Here is a 6,435-nt window from a genome sequence, read left to right as displayed (position 1 = left end):
GTCGCGACACCCGAGATCTCGGCCGCGAACTCGTCCTCCCGGATCGCGGCCCACGCCCGGCCGACGTGCGACCGTTCCAGTCGACCGAATACCACGATCACCACAATCACCACGGCGAGCAGCAGGTAGTAGTACGGCAGTGGCGCCAGGCCCCAGGCATAGTGAAGTGCCCCGACGTCAAGGGACAAGGGTGGCACGCCGAACACCCCGCGCGAGCCGCCCGTGACACCGTCGACGTTGTTCGCGAGCAACTGGACGATCTCACCGAACCCCAGCGTCACAATGGCCAGGTAGTCCCCGCGCAGCCGCAGCGTGGGCCCGCCGAGAGCCACCCCGGCGGCCATCGCCGCGACCACCGCGATCGGGATCACGACGAACGGGTTGAGAATGACCGGTGAGTGCCACGGCATCGCCGTGCGGGAGGTGAAGTAGGCGGTTGTATACGCGCCGATCGCGAAGAACGCGATGTAGCCGAGATCGAGCAGGCCGGCGTAGCCGACCACCACGTTGAGGCCCAACGCGAGCAGCGCGTAGATCCCGATATCGGTCACGAGGGACTGTGCGGCCGCCGCGGACAGGCCCAGCGGCACGATCAGGGCGATACCCAGCATTCCCACGGTCGCCACGGCCCGTCCCCAGGCGCCCACCGCAGGGCCGCCGAAGCCGCCGAGGTCGCCGACCGGCAAGCCTGAGCAGGCTGCCCGGACCGATCGGAGCAACCATCCACCGGCGCCTGCCCGCACGCGTGCGGCGCACATGACACCCGCCCAGGTACCGGTCGCCAGCGCCGCGAACAGCGCGAAGCGCGGGGCGAACAACGATCCGCGGATGCCGGCGAAAGGATGATCTGCGTCACCGGACGGACCGGTGACAACCGCGACCAGCACCGCGCCGCCCAGGTACACCGCGAGCCGACGCAGCCAGGGCAGCGCTGCGCTCATGCCGCCCTGCCCTGACGTTCACCCAGGAGCCCCGAGGGCCGGACCAGGAGCACTCCCACCAGGACGAGGAAGGCGATCACGTCCTTGTAGGACGCCTGGAACACATAACCGCCATAGCTTTCGACCAGGCCGAGGAGCACCCCTCCCAGCACCGCGCCGCGGACGTTACCGATGCCGCCGAGCACGGCGGCGGTGAACGCCTTGATGCCCGGGACGAACCCCATCGTGTAGGAGGCGTTGAACGTCATCGCATAGAGGAAGCCACCGGCACCCGCGAGCAGACCACCGAGCACGAACGTGGCGACGATCACCCGCTCGACGTCGACCCCCATCAGGCTTGCGGTGCCGGCGTCCTGGGCGGTCGCCCGGATTGCCTGGCCCAGCCGGGTGACGGCGACCACCCGGTCGACGACGACGAGCATCACCACCGCCACCCCGACGATGACCAGGGCCTGGGTCGAGATATCGGCACCAAGGACCCGCCAGGCGGTCCCGTTGGTGAACAGATCGGGGACGGGCACGCTCTGGCGGCCGAACTCCTTACCGGCCAGGTTGGCGGCGAACAGGGACGCTCCGATGGCACCGATGAGGTAGGCCAGACGAGGCGCGCCACGGCGGCGCAGCGGCCGGTAGGCAGCGCGCTCCAGGGCGAACGCGGCAAGGCCACCGGACGCGGCGCCGACACCGAGCCCGACCGCCACCAGTGCGACCGATGTGAGCCCTGACGGCGTCACCTCGCCCGCGGGCAGCAGTGCCCGGGCTGCGAACAGGCCCCCGAACGCGCCGAGCATGAAGACCTCACTGTGGGCGAAGTTGATCAGCGTGAGCACCCCGTAGACGAGGGTGTAGCCAAGAGCGATGACCGCGTAGAGGGAACCGATGGTCGCTCCGTCCACCGTCAGCTGCCCGAACTCGCGCGCGAAACCCATCCAGATGCTCCCCCCGAATCGCCGATGGTCCCGCTGCCCCGCCGCGGGTCAGGCTTTGATCAGTTCGGCGGTGGTTCCGAGCACCTCCCGCTTGCCGCCACGGACCTGGTAGACGTAGACGGTCGAACCGACGATCTCGCCGTCGGGTTGGAACACGACCCGCTTGGTGACGCCCTCGAAGTCGACGGAGGAGAAGACCTGGGCGACGGCCTCACGGCTGGCTCCCGGCCCGAGCTTGCGCAGGACCCCGATGATCGCGTTCGTCGCGTCGTAGGCCTCGCCGGAATAGGTGCCCGGCCGCGTGCCGTTGTTGACCCGCTTGAAGTCGGCGACGAAGCCGGCGGCCTTCGGGTCGCTGTTGGCGTCGCCACACGGGCAGGTCAGATACGCGCTCTCGGCGCTCGCAGCCCCGGCCTGTGCGACGAACTGGTCGTCATTCGATCCGTCGCCGCTCATGACAGCGCCGGTGAAACCCTTGGCCCGCAGCGCCTTGGTCAACAGGGAGAATTCCGGATAGTACCCGGAGTAGAACATCACGTCGGGCTGCTCGGAGATTATCTTTGTCGCCTCGGACGTGTAGTCCTTCGTTGGATTGATGCCGTCATGGGTTACATTCACCCCCTGTGCCGCCAGTTCTTTTTCGAGGACCGTCGACAGCCCCGTGCCGTACTCGCTCTTGTCGTCGAGGGAGAAGACCTTCTTGGCCTTGAGCGCCTTTGCGACGTAATCCGCGGCGGCGGCACCCTGCACGGTATCGGGGGCGATCACCCGGAAGAACGTTCCGAAACCCAGCGAGGTGAGCTTCGGGTTTGTCGCGGACGGGCTCACGGACAGCAGTTTGGCCTGGCTGTAGAGCGGCTCGCTGGCCTTGGTGGCACCGGAGAACATCGGCCCGACCACGGCGATGACGTCCGGGTTGTCGATCAGTTTCTGGGCGGCGGTGGGACCCTGCTCCGGGGTGCCCTGATCGTCCGCCTCGACCAGACGGACGGTGAACGGAAGCTGGCCGCTGACGTTGGCGCGATCCACTGCCGTCCGCACACCGTTGATCGCGTTGATGCCGAGCTGCTGGCTGTCGCCCGACAGCGGCCCCTGGAATCCGATGATGTACTGCGGGCGTCCGCTTGCGGAGGACCCTCCCCCGCAGGCGCCGACGGTCAGCGCGATCGCAAGAAGCGCGACGGCTCCCGCCGCCATTGTTCGCCTCGCCATGCCGTGTCCCTTCACCCGTTCCGGTAGGGCGGTCCGGGCAAATCCCCGCCGGGCATGGCGCGGACGGTGTCCGCTTCCCCCATCAGGAAGGCCGACCGACCGGGTCATGCGCACGGCAGCCTCACGCCGCGTCCGCGTCACGCAGTCGCCGTCCCCACCTGCCGTGCCTGCCCTGTCCGGCTCGTTCGCCAAACTGTCGGCAACCTAGTCGCTACAACCAGCAACGGGAAGCTTATTGTGCCCGTGTCGCTACATTTTGTGCACAGACACGGACGCGGGCACGGACACCGACACGCGGAGGGGACGGCCGACGGCTGACCGCTACCTGCGGCGCGCCGCCACCGGGACGAACGTCGTGTTACGCACCACCTGGCCGGTCACCCGTGACATATCGCCCCACTTCGTGGGTCTCGCAGGTCACGGGCGTGCCGTTCCTCGTTGATCTCACCGTCTCGCCATAATGGATCTTCCGGATGTTTGGCGACGATCTTTCTTCGGTGCGTCCGCCGAAGTCAGACGGCTCGCCGCTTCGCAGATGGGAGCGGGTGTTGCGGGGTGTCGAGCCAGAACGTCTGCTCGTCAGGGGTGACGGTGATGCCGATGCGGGTGTGATCGGGCCTGCCGGCGTCGATCCACCAGCGGTAGGCGTTCTCAAGCTCGTCCCACAGGTTGCGGGGTCCGTGCTGGCGTACCTCGTGGGTGCTGGTTCCGGGAGTGAGGGATGCCCAGGATCGGGAGGCGGGGTGCGCCAGGAGGAGTGCTGGGTTGTCGTCGTCGCCTCGTTGGCCTGGGATGCAGTCGGGAATCATGGTGCCGACGGCGAATCCGGCGTCGAAGTCGGTGAATGGTTGTCGCGGGTATAGCCGGGTCGTCGTCACCTGCGCTTCGTCGGCTGTCTGTCGGTGGAACGTGGCAGAGCGGTGGTTGCGGAGTCGTATGAAGGGCGCCTCGCCGTGGAATCGGCCGTGTGCGGTGCCGTCGCTGTGGACGGTGAGGGCGAGGAGTGCCCCGTGGTGGAAGGTGAATGCGAGAGGGAGCACTATCCGGCCGCCGGGCTGTGTCTGTTCAATCCAAGCGTAGGGGATGGTGGCTGCGGCGGCGGTGGCGATGATCCGGTCATACGGTGCTCGTTCGGGGTATCCGAGGGTGCCGTCGCCGTTGACGACTGTGACCGGATAGTTGTTCCTGCACAGGGCCTGTCGGGCGTGGTCGGCGATCGTGGGATCGACTTCTATCGTCGTGACGTGTCCTGTGTGGGTTCGTTCGGCAAGCAGGGCGGCGTTGTAGCCGGTGCCGGCTCCGATTTCGAGGATGTTCGTCCCCTCCTGTACGTTCAGGAGGTCGAGCATCCGGTTGACGAGCCAGGCTGCGGTGTTGGAACTGGTGGGGAGGATGCCCTTGTCGGGGTGCTCGCCGTCGTCGACCTGGATTGCTATGGGATCGTCGCCTTCTGCCAGCGTCAGCCAGGTTTCGGGGTTGTCGTCCCGATGGAGCGGGACCATCCATCCGTCAGCGCCGTTGACCCAGATCGTGTCGGGGACGAACGCCGCGCGTCTCACAACCATCCGGTTCCTTTACATATCTGACAGGGTTTTTGCTGCTGCTTTCCGTCTATGATGACGATGGTTTTACCTGAACCGTTACACGCCGAACATTCCAATTTCTTCTTGTGTTTTCCAACTCGTACGAGGCGTTGCTGCGGCGGGAGGTGTTCACGAGCGGCGGTGTCATCGGCGCGTTCTCTCGGCTGAGCAGCGGACGGGGAACACGGGTGCGTGGTCATCGTCGCGGAGCCGGGGCGGGTATGTCACGTGCCAGGACATAGATGTCACGAAACGACACCTTGAAGTCCGTGCACGTCGGCGTGCGGGGCAGTCAGCGGTCGAGACGCCACCAAGAAGCCGTAAACATGGTCACTACACAGACCGATATGAGCACTCATAGTCATCAGCGACGATTCTGGTCGGGCTGACGTCCTCTCCCCGGACCTTTATGCCCTCCTCAACATCCAAATAAAGATCGTGGACAACCGGCGGGGCGAACCGCTACGGCTCGCCCTGACCGGAACCCTTGATCACATCGAAGCCCTGAACGCGACCGAATCCGCGCACCCACAAGAGCTGGCGCCATAGCGCCCCACTTCGTGGGTCTCGCAGGTCACGGGCGTGCCGTTCCTCGTTGATCTCACCGTCTCGCCGTAATGGATCTTCCGGCTGACCGGGCGCGCGTTGAGCTGCCCCCGCCCGGCTCGGACCTGTTCATCCTGCGACCGGCACTCGTCCTACCCGCCGGCGTACAGATCTGGGTGGACCTCGCCAGCGGGGACGCGGACGCGGCCACCTGGTGGTCATCCCTCGCGGTAGAAGCGACCTACGCCTCCCTGTGGCACAAAATACGCAACCGAAACGGGCCACACCCGCGATGATCACCGTCGCTGCCGCCTGCGCGCGCTGACCGGTTGAATCCGCCCGCCCTTGAAACCGTAAAGATAATTGGCGACGATCTTTCTTCGGTGCGTCCGCCGAAGTCAGACGGCTCGCCGCTTCATGGATGGGAGCGGGTGTTGCGGGGTGTCGAGCCAGAACGTCTGCTCTTCGGGGGTGACGGTGATGCCGACGCGGGTGTGGTCGGGTCTGCCGGCGTCGATCCACCAGTGGTAGGCGGCCTCAAGCTCGTCCCAGAGGCGGCGAGGGCCATACTGCGCAATGGTGTAGTGGGCGCTGTTGTGGGTTGCGGGAGTGAGAGCAGCCCATGATTGGGTGTCGGCGTGGAAGAGGCGCAGGGACTCGATATTGTCGCGCCGGGTGTGGCCGGTCGTGCATTCGGGGAGGATCGAGCCGATAGCGACGGCAGCGTCAAACTGATTGAAGGGTTCGTGTGGGTAGAGCGTGGTGGTGCTCGTGCGGGCATGGTCTTCGGTGAGGGGCCAGGGGACCGGCTGGGGCCGTCGGGCTCGCAGCGGCATGAAGCTTGCTTCGCCGTGGAATCGGCCGTCTGCGGTGCCGTCGTCGTGGACGGTCAGGCAGGCTAGGGCGCCGTACTGGAAGGTTCCGAGGAGAGGGGCAACGATACGGCCGGCGGGTCGTGTCTGCTCGACCCACGAGTAAGGAACTTTGGGGGTGGCCGCAGTGGCGATCACCCGATCGTAGGGTGCCCGGTCGGGGTGTCCGAGGGCGCCGTCTGCGGTGATGACGATAATCGAGTACCCGGTCTTTGTGAGGGCGGTTCGGGCGTGGTCGGCAATGGTGGGGTCGACTTCCATGGTTACGACATGGCCGGGGCCGCTGCGTTCGGCGAGAAGGGCGGCGTTGTAGCCGGTGCCGGTGCCGATCTCCAGGACGTTCATGCCTGCC

Annotated in this window: 6 protein-coding genes; 1 reads left to right on the top strand and 5 read right to left on the bottom strand. The window is 66.4% G+C overall.

Annotation, left to right across the window (positions count from 1 at the left end; all coding sequences use genetic code 11):
• The 4 genes from U9977_RS24630 to U9977_RS24615 form a co-directional block, all read right to left on the bottom strand.
• On the bottom strand, nt 1-941 hold a 941-nt coding region (locus U9977_RS24630), incomplete at its 3' end, for a branched-chain amino acid ABC transporter permease (protein WP_322751664.1).
• Nucleotides 938-1,870 carry a branched-chain amino acid ABC transporter permease gene (locus tag U9977_RS24625; protein WP_322751663.1) on the bottom strand — a complete coding sequence of 311 codons (933 nt, stop codon included), beginning with the start codon at nt 1,868-1,870 and terminating at the stop codon, nt 938-940. The genes U9977_RS24625 and U9977_RS24630, both read right to left, overlap by 4 nt.
• 48 nt (nt 1,871-1,918) lie before the next feature.
• A complete protein-coding gene (locus U9977_RS24620) occupies nt 1,919-3,082 on the bottom strand; it encodes a branched-chain amino acid ABC transporter substrate-binding protein (RefSeq protein ID WP_322751662.1) in 1,164 nt (387 codons plus the stop codon).
• A gap of 512 nt (nt 3,083-3,594) precedes the next feature.
• Nucleotides 3,595-4,647 (bottom strand): rRNA adenine N-6-methyltransferase family protein, encoded by a 1,053-nt coding sequence (locus tag U9977_RS24615; protein WP_322751661.1) that lies wholly within the window; start codon nt 4,645-4,647, stop codon nt 3,595-3,597.
• A 635-nt stretch (nt 4,648-5,282) separates the two neighbouring features.
• Here U9977_RS24615 and U9977_RS24610 point away from each other — a divergent pair.
• Nucleotides 5,283-5,507, top strand: a complete 225-nt coding sequence (locus U9977_RS24610; RefSeq protein WP_322751660.1) for a hypothetical protein — start codon at nt 5,283-5,285, stop codon at nt 5,505-5,507.
• 102 nt (nt 5,508-5,609) lie between these two features.
• Here U9977_RS24610 and U9977_RS24605 read toward each other — a convergent pair.
• Nucleotides 5,610-6,435 (bottom strand): methyltransferase domain-containing protein (locus U9977_RS24605; protein WP_322751659.1); only part of this gene is annotated, 826 nt, incomplete at its 5' end.

Source organism: Protofrankia sp. Cas8 (genome assembly GCF_963555845.1).
Lineage (GTDB): Bacteria > Actinomycetota > Actinomycetes > Frankiales > Frankiaceae > Protofrankia.
Note: the sequence above shows the minus strand (reverse complement) of the source record. Positions and strands in the feature narration are given on the sequence as shown.